This is a genomic window from Kitasatospora sp. NPDC057198 (genome assembly GCF_042670125.1).
Classification (GTDB): Bacteria; Actinomycetota; Actinomycetes; order Streptomycetales; family Streptomycetaceae; genus Kitasatospora.
Genome location: NZ_JBHUWH010000836.1, coordinates 1 through 1,640, shown reverse-complemented (window position 1 = coordinate 1,640; position 1,640 = coordinate 1). Strand labels below are relative to the sequence as shown.

Annotated in this window: 1 protein-coding gene; it reads left to right on the top strand. The window is 74.1% G+C overall.

Going from position 1 to position 1,640, the window contains the following annotated elements; genetic code table 11:
* Nucleotides 1–350: 350 nt before the first annotated feature.
* Nucleotides 351–1,640: collagen-binding domain-containing protein (locus ACFUEL_RS39485; RefSeq protein ID WP_380243018.1), on the top strand; the 1,290-nt coding region annotated here is incomplete at its 3' end.

The window sequence follows — 1,640 nt, the reverse complement described above, 5'->3', positions numbered from 1 at the left end:
GGCCTATACCAATTGGCAAGGGTCGGCCACCGCGGAGCAGCTGTCGGATGGCGGGATCCGGCCACCGTCACCCCCCTTCCGGCCGGGGCGGCCTGGTGCGGCGTCAGCTTGCGGAGGGCGGACGGGCGCGGCCGGGGTGCCCGGCGGGCCGGTGGTTCGTCGGGGAACCTTCCCGGCGGGATTCCTGGGAGCCGACTCCGAGTTCGCCGGGAATTCGCCGACCGTGCGGCGCGGCGCGCCCGCGGCGACCCGACCGGCCGCCGCGGTCATGCTCCGCCGGAGGGCCGCCGTCCGGGGAGGCGCCGCGTGGCGGCACCCGATTGACCGCTTTGCCCACCTAATCTCCCGTTATGTCCGTACGCCCCCTCACCCTCGCCGCCCTCTCACTGGGCCTGGCCGCCACCCCCGTGCTCGCCCCGGCCCTCCTGTCGCCGTCCGCCGTCGCCGCCGGGTCCAAGCGGGCCTCGATCGGCAACCCGGTCGAGGGAAACCTCGGCTACAACGCCTTCGTGGAGCAGGACACCACGCTGGGCAGCACCGAAGCCGAAGGCCCGGTCGCCACCGGCGGGAACCTCACCTTCGGCTCCGGCTACAACGTCAGCCTGCACACCCCCGGCACCTTCACCGCCCCCGGCGACGACCACCCCGCCGCGCTGGTGGTCGGCGGCCGGGTCGACTTCGCCGGCAGCTCCCCGGACGGGGTGCTCAAGGTGCTCATGGACGGCTACACCAAGATCGGCGACATGACCGGCGCGCTCGCCGTCGACCGGGACGTCAACGGCGCCCAGGTCCAGACCCAGGTGGTGGCCGCCGGTGCGGCGCACAACTCGGTGCCGCGGATCGAGATGACGCTGCACCAGCCGCTCGCCTCGGTCGGACCGGCGCCCGGCCTGATCGACTTCACCGGCGCGTTCGCGACCTTCCGCGAACGGGCCCGAGCGATGGCCGCCTGCCCGCAGAACGTCACCCTGGTCGACGACGCGGGCAACCCGCTGCCCGACGGCCCCTACCCGCCCGGTGTCAACGGCCACCTGACGCTCACCCCCGGCCGCACCAACGTGCTGCACCTGACCGGCCAGCAGATGAACGCCCTCGGTGAGATCAGCTTCCGCAACCAGCCCACCGAGGACACCCCGCTGGTGATCGTCACCGACACCACCGCCGAAGGCGGCGTGTTCGTCTGGGACAACCCCAACACCCCGGGGATCAGCGGCCCGCAGGCCCCCTACGTGCTGTGGGACTTCCCGGACGCCACCGACCTCACCATGGCCACCGGCGACTCCCTGGAAGGCACCATCTACGCGCCCAGCGCCCACCTCAAGGACATCAACGGCTCCAACATCGAGGGCGACGTCATCGCCCGCGCCTACGACGCCGGGCCGCTGGTCGACGGCCAGTCGGTCGTCGCCGGGGAACTGCACTACCGGCCGTTCGACGCTGTCGTCGACTGCGAGAGCACCAGCCCCAGCCCCTCGCCGAGCCCCAGCGGCAGCCCCGCGCCGAGCCCGAGCCCGTCCCCCAGCCCGAGCACCACCGGCCCCGCCCCCTCGCCCAGCGCCTCGCGGACCCTGCCCGCCCCGAGCCCCACCGGTCCGGGCGGCGAACTCCCCGCCACCGGCGCCGGACCGAGCCTCCCGCTC